The following is a 13,967-nucleotide window of genomic DNA, read 5'->3' as shown; positions in this document are numbered from 1 at the left end:
CAATAACAGTTTTTTTTTAGCTGTTAGAAGAGCCCCACCTAATTTGGGCGGTATGTATATCAATTAATCATAGTGTAGTCAAATAGAGCTTGTTGATTTATGATGGTTAAGCTTTGTTTTTGGGTTTGATTGTAGAGCCTTTAACCGTTTATCTTTGGAGTTGTTTTGTCTTCGTTACCTATTGATTCTGTTTTAAGTGAGATCAAATCAAGTTTGTCCGCTGCACCACAAGTGATTTTACAAGCACCTCCGGGGGCTGGTAAGTCTACTTTTTTGCCGTTTATGATGCTAAAAAATAAGTGGTTTACGGGAAAAATCATTATGCTTGAGCCGAGGCGATTGGCGACAAAAAATATTGCTTATTATATTGCCTCTTTATTTTCTGAAAAAGTCGGTGAGCGTGTCGGTTATCGCATGCGAGGTGAGAGTCATGTGAGTAAAAATACGCAACTTGAAATCGTCACCGAAGGCGTTTTAAGTAAAATGATTCAACAAGATGCAGAATTAAGTGGCGTGGACTTACTTATTTTTGATGAGTTTCATGAGCGCAATTTACAGGGAGATCTGGCGCTTGCCTTGGCATTAGATTTACAAGCGGGGTTACGCGATGACCTTAAAATACTGATCATGTCTGCAACCTTAGATAATAGCCATCTGCAAAAAAAGTTGCCAAATGCACTTTGTGTTAGCTCACAAGGGCGTGGTTATCCGATCACTATGTATCATTACGGATTTAATACCTCGGCGAACTTAATGGTGAGTCTTATTGGCTTGATAAAACGTGCTTATAAAGAACAAAAAGGCGATATATTAGTATTTGTAGCGGGTATAAAAGAGATAAAACAGTGCACAACGCAGTTAAATGTTTTTTTTGAGAATGCAGTAGAGATCCCGCTTATTGCGCCGTTATATGGCGCATTAAGCTTACAAGTTCAGCAACAGGCAATGCAAATAGCGAAAAATGGACAACGTAAAATCGTGATCGCGACCAATATTGCTGAAACCAGTTTAACTATCGCGGGTATTACGGTGGTTGTGGACAGTGGACAGGAGCGTAGCGCTATTTATCAGGCTAAATCGGGTGTGACTAAGCTACAGACGCAGATGATAAGCCAAGCGAGTGCTACGCAGCGTGCTGGACGTGCAGGGCGCGTGCAAGCGGGATATTGTTACCGTTTATGGTCGGCAGAGGTGCTTCTTCCTGCGCAAAAGACACTGCCGATACAGCGTAGTGATTTAACCTCTTTGTTATTAGAAATATTATACTGGGGAGTGAGTGATGCAGAGCAACTTCCTTTTATTGATCAACCTAATCGCAGTAACCTTGCCCAAGCTCGCACTTTACTCACGACTTTTGGCGCATTAGATGCAAGTAACCAATTAACGGCTTATGGTCGCGCCATGATTGATATGGGCACTGAGCCTCGTTATGCACATCTATTGTTACAAGCAAAACGTTTACATGAAGCACATTATTGTGAGGGAATACTGGAACTTGGCTGTTTATTAGTGGCGCAACTTGAAAGTAATGAGCCGAGTGTTGATGATATTAGTGAGGCGATTTTACAACCTTCTTACCTGGTTAAACAACGCCAAAAAGCGCTATTTAAGCGTTTAAAACTGCGCGCAACGCATACGCCTGCCTCGTTACATGCTTGTGGCTTGTTACTTGCCTTTGCTTTTCCCGACAGGATCGCATTAGCACGTGATAACGCAGGGTGTTATTTACTCAGTAATGGTATTGGCGCACAATTATCTGCGCATTCTTCCTTAATTAACCAAAAAATGTTGGTCGTTGCTGATCTTGGTCTACTTGGCTCGGCACGTAATAGCCGCATTTTTAGTGCTTGTAGTATTAACCTTTGCGATCTTGAAAATAATATAAGCGCTTATTTTAGTCAAAAAAATGAAATATATTGGCAATTAAGTAACAAACGCTTAATTGCTGAAAAATGTACTTACATTGGAAAGTTATTAATACATAAGAAAGCATTGAGAGATTTAAGCGCACAGCAAAAAAGTGATGCGTTACTTTGTGGTATAAAAAAAGCGGGGCTGAGCGCTTTAACTTGGTCGGCTCAAAATGAGCAATTGTTGTGTCGATTGCAATATGCGCATGCACAATATGCAAAATATGGCAGTCATAATGCGTTTGTAGATTTTTCTAAAGAGACGCTTCTTAATACCTTAGATGAATGGCTAGGACCCTATTTAAGTGCACTCAGTAAACCGGATCAGTTAGCGCGTCTCGATTTACAAGGTGCATTATTAGCGCGTTTAAATTGGGCAACGTTAGCGCAATTTAAAACGGATTTCCCAACACACATGCGCGTTGTGACGGGTTCAAATATTAGTATTGAATATCGCGAGACGCAAAATCCATTACTCAGTGTACGTATGCAAGAATTATTTGGGCAAAAAGATTCTCCTTGCATCTTTTCAGGGCGGATCACGTTACAATTGGCATTACTTTCACCCGCAAGACGGGCATTACAGTTAACGCAAGATCTGGCCTCTTTTTGGGCGGGTGCTTATGTTGACGTAAAAAAGGAAATGCGAGGGCGTTATCCAAAGCATTATTGGCCGGATGATCCACAGCTTGCAATCCCAACAAAACGCACTAAAAAGAATATGAATGGAAAATAAATGTTAAAAATAGGAAATCTTTTTTCTAAAAAGAACAAGAAAAAAAAGAAAGTTAAAAAATTGTCAATCAAAGCGCGCTTACTGTCTTTTATTTGGTCTTTATTTTGGAAAGTGAGTTTAGTTACTATTGCCACTATGCTGATTTTAGGCATCTATTTTGATTCTAAAATTGAGCGAAAGTTTGCATCTGGCACTTGGGAGTTACCTGCACAAGTGTATGGGCGCGCCTTGAAACTAGAAGTGGGAGGGGCACTTTCCTCGACTCTACTGATTGAAGAGTTAAAGCTACTTAATTATAGACCTGTGCGTGATGTTCAAGCGCCGGGGCAATTTTCCGTTAATAATAATAGCGTTACTTTTTATCGTCGCGCCTTTGATTTTGCCGATCGTCCTGAAGGGGCAATCGCGGTAAAAGTTAATTTTAAAAACAAAAAAATCCATTCCCTTTATGTGCAAGGTCGCTGGAGTAATAGTACGCGTTTAGATGCCTTGCTATTAACGCGTCTTTATTCTGATGATATTGAAGATCGCCTGTTTATCCCTTTTGAAAAAATACCTGATCTGTTTATTAATACCTTATTATTAATGGAAGACAGAAATTATTACCACCATCAAGGTATTTCTCCTTTTGCCATTGTGCGCGCTTTTATTACTAACTTTAAAGCGGGCCGAACGGTTCAAGGGGGGAGTACGTTAACCCAGCAGTTAGCGAAGAATTTGTTTTTAACACAAAAACGCAGTTTATGGCGTAAGTTTCAAGAAGCTTATATTGCATTATTAATGGATCATAAATACAGTAAAGATCAATTGTTAGAAGCCTACCTAAACGAAGTGTACTTAGCTCAAAATGGAAAAACGGGGATTTATGGTATTGCTTTAGCGAGTCATTTTTATTTTTCACGGCCTGTTAATGAATTACGTATTGAACAAATAGCGTTGCTGGTGGCTATTATTAAAGGGCCCTCTTATTATGATCCCCGTCGCCATCCTGAGCGTGCATTAGCAAGGCGCGATCTGGTGCTGCGCTTGATGGTTGAGAATAACTTAATAGGCACGCAAGATTATCGTTATAGTGTGAGTGATGCGCTTAATGTAAGTGCGCGTAAAGCTTTAAATAAAAGCTCAAATCCTGCGTTCATTAGCCGTTTATATCGAGAACTGGCACAGCGCGTACCGGGCATTATAGAACAGCAAAATGGTTTGCATATTTATACCTCTATCTCGCCTTTAGCGCAAAAACACGCTGAATTTGCAGTGCAAAATGGTATACAAAGAGTACTGACGCAGGGCCAAGAAGATCTGCAAGGGGCGATGCTAGTTAGCGATCGTCAATCGGCTGAGATCCGTGCCATTGTTTCGGGAAAAGACGTGAAATTTAGTGGTTTTAATCGCGCTTTAGACGCAAAACGGCCGATAGGATCTTTGGTAAAATCTGCCGTTTATTTGACCGCCTTAGAAAACGGTTACAGCTTAAAGAGTCGCATTAAAGATCGCCCCATTATTCTTAAAAATGCAACAGGGCAACGCTGGGCGCCAAAAAATTACGATAGGAAATATCGTGGAGAGGTGTCGTTAGAATATGCCTTAGTGCATTCGCTCAATGTACCGACAGTTAATTTAGGCATGCAAGTTGGTTTAAAGCGTGTTATTAACACCTTACATAAAATGGGCGTCAAAGAAAAAATAAAAGCTTACCCATCATTAGTATTAGGCAGTTTATCTTTGTCTCCTGTGCAAGTGTCTCAAATGTATCAGCCGATAACAATGCAAGGTCGCTATCAAAGACTGGCGATGATCCGCTCTATCAGTTCTGCCGATGGAGAATTATTATACCAACGTAACGATCCTATTGAGCGCCACTTTTCAGCATCTGCGGTGCGCGCGCTAAACAGTAGTTTACATGAGGTCACACAATCAGGTACGGCGCGCAGTTTGCGCTGGCGTAATCCACAAGGTTACTTTTATGGAAAGACCGGTACAACAAACAATTTAAAAGACAGTTGGTTTGTTGGTTTTGATGCAAATGAATTAGTGACAACATGGGTTGGTAAAGACAGCAATAAGAGTACAAAATTAACGGGGAGTAGCGGGGCTTTGGTTCTTTTCTCCTATTATATGAAACAGAAAAATAAAGGTAAATAATGTGCAAGAAGCATTAATCAATGTGGCGCAACTTGAAGGCAAGTTTGCACAAAATAAAAGCTGGGACGCGCAATATCGAGTGCTCATTCAATTAGGCAAACAACTGCCTGAAATGGCTGAAAGTGATAAAAACGCTAAAAATGAAGTACTGGGGTGCGCGAGCCCTGCGTGGTTAAAAGTAGAGTTAGAGCATAACCATTACCACTTGACGATGCACAGTGAGACGCGCATCGTAAAAGGCTTGATGATGATATTATTGATTGTTTATCAGCATAAAAGCGCAACGGAAATTGAGCACATAGAAATAAACGCTATTTTTGAGCGACTTGGTTTACTCAATCATTTAAGCCCATCACGTACCAATGGGTTATTTGCTATCGTTAAACGTATTACACAATTAGGCTTGGATGAAAATGACCAATAAACCCTTGTTACACCCGCGCAGTTTACATCATGGGCGTTATGATTTTGATGCGTTATGTGCCTGTCTGCCTGCGTTGTCAGAGTTTGTTATCTGTAATGAACACGGTATTGTGACGATAGATTTTAGCAATCCTGATGCTATATTGACCCTTAATCAGGCCTTATTAAAGTTTTTTTATCATATTGATTTTTGGCAAATACCTAAAGGTTATTTATGCCCACCTATTCCTGGGCGCGCGGATTATATTCATTATCTTGCCGATCTTTTAAGCAGTTCAACGACGCTTAATGTGCATAGCGCGCAGGTAAAAGTACTCGATATAGGTTGTGGTGCAAATTGTATTTATCCGCTACTAGGAAGCCAAATTTATAATTGGTCTTTTGTGGGTGTTGATATTGATACGTTAGCTATCAAAATAGCAAATTTACTGATCAAGTCGAATAAAGTCTTAAATAAAAAAATAAAAACGCGCTTACAAAAACAACCTAAATCTATTTTTAATGGCATTATTCAACCTCAAGATAAATTTACATTAAGTATGTGTAATCCGCCTTTCCATGCATCTATGGAGAAAGCATTAGCGGGCAGTACGCGTAAAGTGAATAATTTAAATAAAGGCAAAACAAACGTGCCCGTTAAATTGAATTTTGCAGGCCAAGAAACAGAGTTGTGTTGCGCTGGGGGAGAGATCGCTTTTTTAAAGCAGATGGTAACTGAGAGCGTGCAATATGCACAGCAAGTATTGTGGTTTACCAGTTTAGTGTCTAAATCTGAAAATATTGCGCCATTAAAAAAACTATTAAAACAGTTAAATGTTCCTAAAGTGCAAGTTATCAAGATGCAGCAGGGACAAAAGATAAGCCGTTTTATTGCTTGGTCATTTGTTTAGTATTGTAAAAATCTACTTTAAATAGTTAAAAATTGCCCCAGATGACTGGGGCAATTAAATTATTTAAGTAAACGGGCGCGAATAGTACCTTCTATCTCTTTTAATTTAGAGAGAGCCAATTGAGAATCATCACTGTTAATATCAATAACGACATAGCCAATATTTGCATTTGTTTGTAAGTATTGAGCTGCAATATTGATATTGCTTTGTGCAAATGCCAAGTTGATTTTAGTCAGTATTCCCGGTTGATTATGGTGAATATGCAATAGTCGACAGGCGTTCTTATGCTCAGGAAGAGACACTTCCGGGAAGTTTTTAGACGATAACGTAGAGCCATTATCAGAGTATTTAACTAACTTTCCTGCCACTTCATAACCAATATTCTCTTGTGCTTCCTGGGTGCTACCACCGACATGTGGCGTTAAAATCACATTGTCGAAGCCGCGCAGTGGAGAGATAAACTCTTCCTCTTTTGATTTAGGCTCTGTCGGGAAAACATCGATGGCTGCCCCTGATATTTTTTTGGTTTTTAAAGCGTCACAAAGCGCCTCGATATCAACCACTGTGCCTCTGGCTGCATTCATAAAAATAGCGCCATCTTTCATGAGTGCAAACTCTTTAGCGGCGATCATGTTTTTAGTTGAAGCAAGCTCGGGTACATGTAAACTTATTACATCCGATGTTTTGAGCAATTCTTCAAGGCTTGCAACTTGTACCGCGTTACCTAAACTGAGTTTATTTTCAACATCATAAAAAGAAACACGGAAACCCAGGCCTTCCGCTAAAATACCAAATTGAGTGCCGATATGACCATAACCAATAATACCTAAGTTTTTACCGCGCGCTTCATACGATCCTGTTGCTGATTTATCCCACTGCCCGCGATGCGCTTTAGCGCTACGCTCTGGTACGCCACGTAATAAGAGAAGGGCTTGACCTAATACCAATTCTGCAACACTGCGCGTGTTAGAGAAGGGTGCATTAAACACCGCAATGCCTTTTTGCTGCGCACTGTCTAAATCGACTTGATTCGTGCCAATACAAAAACAGCCAATCGCGACCAATTTATTGGCTGCGTTAAGCACTTTATCATTGAGCTGGGTGCGAGAGCGGATACCTATAAAATGCACATTCTGAATTTTTTCAATTAATTCATCTTCACTCAAGGAGGTACTAATGCTTTCTATATTGTTGTAACCGGCATGCATGAAAGTATCTAGGGAGCTTTGATGGAGACCTTCTAAAAGGAGAATTTTAATTTTATCTTTATTGAGAGAAAGCTTATTCATTTTATTTCCTTGCGCCTAAGTGGAGCTGTAATGTTAAATGTGCTTTAGGTAATGATTTGTTTTAATTGTTCTTTTATTTAAAAATAGCAAAAAAATGAAGAGATGTGAACATTTGCGTGGCAGTTCACATCTTTTAATTGATATTGGCGCGAATTTCGCGATTATTTTAAGGTTTTAACGCCTTCAGGTGTGCCGACAAGTACAACATCAGCGCCTCTGTTTGCAAATAAGCCATTGGTGACAACGCCCGCTAATGCATTAATAGCCGTTTCTGTTTTTAGTGGCTCTGAAATTTTCATGGCATGTACATCTAAAATAATATTGCCATTATCTGTTATCACGCCTTGACGATAGATAGGCGTACCACCCAGTTTAACCAGCTCTCTTGCAACATAACTGCGCGCCATTGGGATAACTTCAACAGGTAGCGGGAATCCACCTAAAACATCGACGTTTTTAGTGTTATCGACAATACAAATAAACTTTTTAGCAACCGCTGCGACAATCTTTTCGCGTGTTAAAGCAGCTCCTCCGCCTTTGATCATCGCGTTATAAGGGTTAATTTCATCTGCGCCATCCACATAAACACTCAGCTCAGTCACTTCATTAAGATCAAAAACTTCGATGCCGTAAGCACGTAGTCTTTTAGTTGACTCTTCAGAGCTCGAGACAGCCCCTTTTATGCTTCCTTTGATGGTTTTTAGCGCATCAATAAAATGATTGACGGTAGAGCCTGTACCCACACCGATAATACTGCCAGATTCTACATATTCAAGGGCTGCGTAGGCGGCTGCTTTTTTCATTTCATCTTGGGTCATGTGATATTCCTTTTAATGTTTAATGTGTAATGTTTATTGCAAAAGGGAGACTACAACTATTCTCCCCAAAAAAATAATTAGCTAACATTGTTGAACTGATAATGTGCTGATGGCGTAAATATTTCAGCCTGTGGTACATCCCAAGGATTTGTAGGCAGAGTGTCGATGCGTTGACAGTCATGCGCGAGTCCAATGGGATAGGGCCCTGTTTTATTTTTTAACCAAGGCGAAAGCATGCGATCATAAAAGCCTCCCCCCATACCGAGGCGTCGACCTTGCTTATCAAAGGCAACTAAAGGGGTGAAAACAATATCTAATTGTGAAAAAGGGCAGATCGTTAATACATTTAACTGTGGCTCCGCAATCCTGTAGCGATTTAATTGCAGTGGTGTATGTCTTTGATATTCTAAAAAAAGCAGATGCTTAGGGCTAAACGGGTGGATGACGGGAAGGTACACTTTTTTGCCGTTTTCCCAGCACCAGTGAATAAAAGGTAGCGTATCAATTTCAGCATCGTGCGTTAAACTCAGCGCTATTTTTTTGGCGCGTAGGATGCGCGGATTTTTTTGTAATCTATTCAATAGTTGTGCTGCATTGTTTTGTTGTTGAAATGGGCTTAATGCATTACGAGCTCGACGCATATCCAAGCGGATCGTGGTTGCAGATATCATTTAACAAGCTCAGCTAGGCAATGAATAGGTGGCGCTATGGTAAAAGAAATAAGCCTAAAAGTAAAAGTGCATTATTCAGGTATATAGCAAAGGAACTAAAAAAGAGATCCGTCTTGCTTGTGGAAATTATCCCACCCTGCATTGTTAGTTTTGACGTGAGAACAACCCTCTCCTGCAACTCACGCCTTGCTAGTGTTCATTTATCCGGCGTAATACATGAACGTTTAATTAATTCCATTGGTATTTTTTTTGACGACGCATGCAAGCTTTTTTAATTGCATTGGTATTGTTTTTTGACGGCGACGAATAAAGTATAAAGAGAGGCCAAAAAACACAAAAGTAAGCCCCCATAACTGTAACCAAAGAGGCATAATACTGCTCCATGGCGCGCCCATTTGATTTAGCATAAGCATCGATTTAATTGCTGGGATCGCTGGTATTATTTGTGATATATAAACTAAAGGTGCGGGGATAAGGATCAAAGGCCACACAAACCCACTGAGGAATATGATGGGCATCGATACCAGTAGAAATACTTGCGTAGGGCGATCGCGACGTTCAAAAAAGGTACTTAAAACAATACCTAGCATAATAGTTGCGAGTAAAAAAGGTAGCATGAGCAAGACAACTTGGGGGAAACTGGCTAATAAATTGACGTTGTTCATGTAATAACAGTAGCCAATATAATAAATGCCAAGTGCGCTGTAAATCAAAGAGAAAGCGCAACAACGCACCATAATTAATGTTAATGGGCTTATTGTTTTCCAGTAAGTATTTGTATTCCATTGCCCCGCACCGAGGATCGAAAGTGCGATGAGTAGCGTTTGATGTAAAATGAGTAAAAACAAACCAGGCATCAGGTATGAGGGATAACCTAAGCTGTGATTAAATGCAGGTAAGCTATTTAAGGTAATACTATTGAGCGTTTTACTTGCTACTTTATTATTTCCGCCCTTGGCAAGCAGGGAAAGGTGCTGTAGTTTTTTACCCGTATCCATACCGACCTGCGTTAAACTTTTGGCGATGGCAGAATAAACCAAGAAATAGCTCGCATCTCCTGCGTAGCTTAATGTTGCGCCTTTCCCCAGCAGAAGGTCACGTCTAAAGTCGCGTGGTATCACCAATAATCCATACGCCTTTTTATTATTTATCCACTTTTTTGCCTCTTTAATAGAGTCTACTTTGGCGACGATATGCACACCGGGTGACGCGTCGCTATGGCGGATAATTAAGCGACTTAAAGACGAGTTATCATGATCAACAACGACAATATCTTGTTTGTTTGCCACTTGCTCAAGATAAGGTAACGGGTATAAAAAAGAATAGAAAACAACGCCTGCAAAAATAGTCATAATGATAGATTTATCACTAAAAATTGCGCCAAACTCTAAGCGTAAAAGTTGCCTAAAGGTCATGATTTTTTCCTTTATTGACAAAATAAATAATGGGAATGATAAGCATCGCGAATCCCCAGTTATGACTGAGTTTGAAAATAAACTCACCTTGAGATAAGCCATGACTGATAATGCTGATATGCGTTTCTATATATTGCGTTGACGGGATCAATTGACGCCAGTATTGCGCGAGTACGGGCATGTTATGCGTGGGGAATGTTACCCCCATAAACGTCATAGCCGGCGCAAAAAGTGCCGTACAAATACTGACAACACGGGTACTGTCGAGAAAAATGGAATAGATCAGTAACACAATTAAAAAATCAGCAATAAGCATGATCCAAAAGGCGACGCCTAACATCCATAAAGATCCATGGATGGGGAGGGCTAAATAAAGATAAAAGAAGGTAAAAGCAAACATCGCGTGTATTAATATAATGATGCTGTATAGACTGAATTTACAAGCAAGTACTTTCCATATCCCTAAGCTCTCAGCACTCTTTGCTGAGCGGTTTTCGCTCTCCTGCGTTAAACTGTTTAAAAACACTAACATGCCAATGATTTGCAATAGCGCAATGATAAGCGCCGGTACTAAAAAGGCCACATAATTACTATTTTGATTAAACAGCGCTGTTTTTTGTAAGCTAATGGGGCTTAAATTGATGCCAACGCGCCCTTTGGGCACCCCTTGTGCAAGTTGTTTTAGGCTCGCAAGAGAGCTTAATCCACTTCCTAAGCTGATTTGTAATTCACTTGAAAGCAATTTTCCGACCAGTAAAAATTGGCTGTTATAACGTATTTCAATACTGGGTTGGCGCGCGCTTAATAAATTTTTTCTTAGTTGGTATGGTAAAACAACTAAAGCAAAAACCTTACCTTCTTGCATGGCAAGTTTAGCTTTTGGCAATTGCTGGTAAATTATTGGCGCAATAGTGGGGTTTGCTTGTAGGTCACGAATGAGTAAACGGCTGAGACTACTATTATCCATATCAATAATGGCAACGGGCAATGAACGCGGTACGGCGCTGCTAAATATACCCCATAACAAAAGCCCCCCGATCAAAGGGAGATAGGTGACTAATGCTAATTGCCAAGGCGATGCAAGCATCGCTTTAATTTCACGAATAAATAAGTTCATTGCGCGCTTTGGAGTAAAACTGACATGCCTACACGTAAGTTTTCAATGCGCTGACTCGGTTTAAGCTCAACTTGAAAGGTGCGCATATCGAAATCATGACCATTTTCAGTGGCGCGCCATGTCGCAAAATTAGCCATTACAGCGATATAGGTGACCACAAACTCTGCTTCTTTTTCTAAAGCGGGTATGGACAACATGACTTTATTGCCTTGTTGGAATTTTTTAAGTTGATCTTCACGAATTTGAAAAACAGCCCAAGCGTCCTGCATGTCAATTAAGCTCACGACAGGGAATCCACTGGGTGCCAATTCTCCTTTTTGTAATAAAACCTCACTAACTTCGGCGCTTATCGGCGCGCGCATTTGACTGTCTTTTAATACGGCATTGACTTCGTTAACCATGCCCTCTGCAACGCGCACTTGACCTGCCGCCGCAGCTTTCGTTTCAGCGCGGGCGCCTTCACGGCTCATTTGATACATAACAAAAGCGGCTTGTTTCGTATATTTACTCGCTTGCCACTGCGTAAACGCCTCATCGCGTTTTTGTCTGGCGATAACACCCTCATCAAACAGGGATTGAACGCGGTTGTATGTTGTTTTTGCTAGTTTTTCAGCAACGCTTGCTTTTTTCCATTGCTCTTTAGACGCTTGTATTTGTTGTTTACGTGCGCCATTATCGGCTTGTAATAGCATGGCGTTAGCTGCATCTCTTCCGCCTTCTGCCTGCATGAGTTTCGCGCTTAATTCTGGGCTATTGATAGCATAAAGAATATCACCCGCTTGCACGTGATCGCCTCGTTTCACCATCACTTGCTCAATACGCCCAGGCACTTTTGACGAGATATTATATTCGCGCGCTTCTATTTGCCCTTGTAAAACTTCAGTTTTAGGGGAATAAGCGAGGTAGGCACCGTAACTTAAAAAAAGAACGATAAAGATGGTCGCGATAGCGCTTAATAGTCGGTTACTCATGAAGGTTTTTCCTCGGTTAAAAGCGAGTTTGCAATAAATAGGTTAATTTGTCCGCTGGTGGACATTAAGCGGGCATAGGCTTGAATATAGCGGTATTTAGCAAGCAACTGTTGCGTTATCACTGCGCTTAGTTTCAGCTCTGCATCCACTTTTTCAAGTGAGGTAGACAAGCCTTGGCGAAAGGCAATATCACGTAATCTTTTATTTTCTTGAGCCAGGCTCATCGAGGCTTGTAATGATTGCATCTCTTCTTGTGCTTGTAACAGTTGTCGGTAGGTATGTTCAACAAGCAGGCTCAAATCTTGTTTGGTTTGCGCTAAGGTATAACGTGCTTGTAATTGCGCGCTTTTAGCAGCTTGCACTTTACCACTGCGCCCATCACGACTAAACAGAGGTACTTTCAAGCCAACACCGACTAGCCATTCAGGCGCCATCTCTGAGATTATCGAGTCATCATCATAAAGCGTATAATTTGCATATAAAAACACACTAGGGCGATAACTGCTGTTTTCAACGGCAATTAAACTTTTTGCTTGTGCTTCTTTGGCCTTTAATAATTTTAATGCGGGGTGTTCACTTAAGGTGATACTCAGAAGGTTCGGTAAAGAAAGAGGATCAAAGGAGACAACAAAATCGGAGACGGCATTAATCTTGGTAATATGTAGCAACCGAGTTAATGCAATATTTGCCATTTCAACCTGGCGCACTGAATTATTATATTGTAGTTTCGCATTGGCGAGTGCCATATCTGCATTGAGTCGCTCTACTTTGGCTATTTGCCCATGCTCTTCGAGTTTTTGTGCGTGATGCGCGTGCTTTTGTAAGGAGGATAATAATTTTTTCTGGGTACTTTCTAATGCTTCACTGACCGCAAGTGCATAGTAACGATCCACCAGTTGTAAAAACAACTTATGTTTAGCAAGTTGTAATTGTTGTTCTTTTTCTTGCACTATTGCATCACTGATAGCCTGGGCTGCTGTTATTTTTCCGCCGGTATAAATAGGCCACATAGCCTGTAAACTGGCATGGAATATATCTTGTTCGGACAGTGCTAGGTTGGGGATTTGTTGCAATATTCCAGCAACAAGTGCAGGAGAACCTTCACTGCTTAGGCTTGAAGCCTCAAATTCGAGTGGATCAGATAAATGCGTATAATTGGCATTTAAGCTCAGGCTAGGTAAACCTAAGTCTTGAGTTGCATCATTTTTAGCTTGGGCGCGTTTTACCGATTGTTGCTCTGCTTGTAAGGTATCACTGACTTTTAAGAGTTGTGACCAAGCTTGGTTAAGATCCATGCTTTGCGCTTGGCTAAAAGAGGGTAATAATAAAATAAAAAAAGGAAGTAAGAGATATAGTTTACGTACGCTTACATGGGGCTGTTGTTGATGTTTTTTCAGCATTTTTTGCATCCCAATATTCTTATTTTTCATTAGTGCATGTTTAGTGCTTTATTTTTTAAGCATTAGATTTTGAATATATAAAATAAAGTGCCATATAAGCACATATTACTAAGAAAGGTCGGTTAAAGTGTTAGAAAGCTAGTCTACAGCAGTAGATTAAAATGTAAACAAAAGTGAATTACATC

11 protein-coding genes are annotated in these 13,967 nt (G+C 40.4%); 4 read left to right on the top strand and 7 right to left on the bottom strand.

Going from position 1 to position 13,967, the window contains the following annotated elements:
- The first annotated feature begins 165 nt into the window (after positions 1 to 165).
- Genes hrpB through rlmF form a run of 4 tightly spaced genes read left to right on the top strand, consistent with a single transcriptional unit; the run spans position 166 to position 6,101 of the window.
- Positions 166 to 2,646 (top strand): ATP-dependent helicase HrpB, encoded by a 2,481-nt coding sequence (gene hrpB, locus PCNPT3_RS11165; protein WP_015465976.1) that lies wholly within the window; start codon positions 166 to 168, stop codon positions 2,644 to 2,646.
- A complete protein-coding gene (mrcB, locus tag PCNPT3_RS11160; protein ID WP_015465975.1) occupies positions 2,647 to 4,788 on the top strand; it encodes a penicillin-binding protein 1B in 2,142 nt (713 codons plus the stop codon).
- Between the two features lies 1 nt (position 4,789).
- Positions 4,790 to 5,212, top strand: a complete 423-nt coding sequence (locus PCNPT3_RS11155; protein WP_015465974.1) for a SufE family protein — start codon at positions 4,790 to 4,792, stop codon at positions 5,210 to 5,212.
- Positions 5,202 to 6,101, top strand: coding sequence for a 23S rRNA (adenine(1618)-N(6))-methyltransferase RlmF (gene rlmF, locus PCNPT3_RS11150; protein ID WP_015465973.1), 900 nt, complete (start codon positions 5,202 to 5,204; stop codon positions 6,099 to 6,101). Before PCNPT3_RS11155 ends, rlmF begins: the two co-directional genes overlap by 11 nt.
- A gap of 59 nt (positions 6,102 to 6,160) precedes the next feature.
- On the opposite strand, the gene serA is transcribed toward rlmF, so the two are convergent.
- From serA to PCNPT3_RS11115, 7 genes are all read right to left on the bottom strand, one after another.
- Complete coding sequence (serA, locus tag PCNPT3_RS11145; protein WP_015465972.1) at positions 6,161 to 7,390, bottom strand: phosphoglycerate dehydrogenase; 1,230 nt, start codon at positions 7,388 to 7,390, stop codon at positions 6,161 to 6,163.
- Positions 7,391 to 7,551: 161 nt separating this feature from the next.
- The gene (gene rpiA, locus PCNPT3_RS11140) at positions 7,552 to 8,208 is read right to left on the bottom strand and encodes a ribose-5-phosphate isomerase RpiA (RefSeq protein ID WP_015465971.1); all 657 of its coding nucleotides are present in this window, start codon (positions 8,206 to 8,208) and stop codon (positions 7,552 to 7,554) included.
- A 77-nt stretch (positions 8,209 to 8,285) separates the two neighbouring features.
- Positions 8,286 to 8,879 carry a 5-formyltetrahydrofolate cyclo-ligase gene (locus PCNPT3_RS11135; RefSeq protein WP_015465970.1) on the bottom strand — a complete coding sequence of 198 codons (594 nt, stop codon included), beginning with the start codon at positions 8,877 to 8,879 and terminating at the stop codon, positions 8,286 to 8,288.
- Positions 8,880 to 9,103: 224 nt separating this feature from the next.
- Positions 9,104 to 10,294 (bottom strand): ABC transporter permease, encoded by a 1,191-nt coding sequence (locus PCNPT3_RS11130; RefSeq protein WP_015465969.1) that lies wholly within the window; start codon positions 10,292 to 10,294, stop codon positions 9,104 to 9,106.
- Positions 10,284 to 11,411: an ABC transporter permease gene (locus tag PCNPT3_RS11125; protein ID WP_015465968.1), complete on the bottom strand. Its 1,128-nt coding sequence runs from the start codon at positions 11,409 to 11,411 to the stop codon at positions 10,284 to 10,286. Before PCNPT3_RS11125 ends, PCNPT3_RS11130 begins: the two co-directional genes overlap by 11 nt.
- On the bottom strand, positions 11,408 to 12,382 hold the full coding sequence (locus tag PCNPT3_RS11120; protein ID WP_015465967.1) for an HlyD family secretion protein: 975 nt from the start codon (positions 12,380 to 12,382) through the stop codon (positions 11,408 to 11,410). Before PCNPT3_RS11120 ends, PCNPT3_RS11125 begins: the two co-directional genes overlap by 4 nt.
- The gene (locus tag PCNPT3_RS11115; protein WP_015465966.1) at positions 12,379 to 13,791 is read right to left on the bottom strand and encodes a TolC family protein; all 1,413 of its coding nucleotides are present in this window, start codon (positions 13,789 to 13,791) and stop codon (positions 12,379 to 12,381) included. Before PCNPT3_RS11115 ends, PCNPT3_RS11120 begins: the two co-directional genes overlap by 4 nt.
- Between the last annotated feature and the right edge of the window lie 176 nt (positions 13,792 to 13,967).

The sequence above is a fragment of the Psychromonas sp. CNPT3 genome, assembly GCF_000153405.2.
Lineage (GTDB): Bacteria > Pseudomonadota > Gammaproteobacteria > Enterobacterales > Psychromonadaceae > Psychromonas.
Note: the sequence above shows the minus strand (reverse complement) of the source record. Positions and strands in the feature narration are given on the sequence as shown.

What these genes read in the sequence shown, in the direction of transcription:
- mrcB (WP_015465975.1), top strand. Translation starts at nt 2,647, where the DNA reads ATGTTAAAAATAGGAAATCTTTTTTCTAAAAAGAACAAGAAAAAAAAG.
- PCNPT3_RS11120 (WP_015465967.1), bottom strand. Translation starts at nt 12,382, where the DNA reads ATGAGTAACCGACTATTAAGCGCTATCGCGACCATCTTTATCGTTCTT.
- serA (WP_015465972.1), bottom strand. Translation starts at nt 7,390, where the DNA reads ATGAATAAGCTTTCTCTCAATAAAGATAAAATTAAAATTCTCCTTTTA.
- PCNPT3_RS11130 (WP_015465969.1), bottom strand. Translation starts at nt 10,294, where the DNA reads ATGACCTTTAGGCAACTTTTACGCTTAGAGTTTGGCGCAATTTTTAGT.
- PCNPT3_RS11115 (WP_015465966.1), bottom strand. Translation starts at nt 13,791, where the DNA reads ATGCAAAAAATGCTGAAAAAACATCAACAACAGCCCCATGTAAGCGTA.
- rpiA (WP_015465971.1), bottom strand. Translation starts at nt 8,208, where the DNA reads ATGACCCAAGATGAAATGAAAAAAGCAGCCGCCTACGCAGCCCTTGAA.
- rlmF (WP_015465973.1), top strand. Translation starts at nt 5,202, where the DNA reads ATGACCAATAAACCCTTGTTACACCCGCGCAGTTTACATCATGGGCGT.
- PCNPT3_RS11125 (WP_015465968.1), bottom strand. Translation starts at nt 11,411, where the DNA reads ATGAACTTATTTATTCGTGAAATTAAAGCGATGCTTGCATCGCCTTGG.
- PCNPT3_RS11135 (WP_015465970.1), bottom strand. Translation starts at nt 8,879, where the DNA reads ATGATATCTGCAACCACGATCCGCTTGGATATGCGTCGAGCTCGTAAT.